Genomic DNA, 384 nt, shown 5'->3' with positions numbered 1-384 from the left:
GGCTGGACCGGCACCTGCGCTTGAACGGCTTTGATCCGATCGCGCTGGACGGGCGTGATCCGGCCAGCATCGCGTGGGGCATCCACGTGATGGAGTCGCGCCTGCAAGCGGGCGCCGCCGTCCCCGATGGCGACGTGCGGCTGCCCTATGGCATCGCCGAAACCGTGAAGGGCTTCGGCTTCCCCGGCGCCGGCACCAACGCCTCGCACAACCTGCCCCTGCCCCTGCCCGGGAATCCGGCGAAGGATGCGCAGGCGCGCACGCTCTTCAATGAAGGCGCCGCGGCGCTGTTCGTGGCCGCGGCCGAGCTCGAGGAGGCCCTGGCCGCACTCAACAGCCACGAGCTCCAGCAGCGGGTGCGCGAGCGCGATCATGCGCTGGCCG

Annotated in this window: 1 pseudogene; it reads left to right on the top strand. The window is 71.6% G+C overall.

Annotated features, from left to right (window positions below):
* Positions 1 to 384: pseudogene (locus OC373_RS18800) on the top strand (xylulose 5-phosphate 3-epimerase); the annotation flags it as partial.

This window comes from Stenotrophomonas sp. Ste96, assembly GCF_024519495.1.
GTDB lineage: Bacteria > Pseudomonadota > Gammaproteobacteria > Xanthomonadales > Xanthomonadaceae > Stenotrophomonas > Stenotrophomonas bentonitica_A.
Note: the sequence above shows the minus strand (reverse complement) of the source record. Positions and strands in the feature narration are given on the sequence as shown.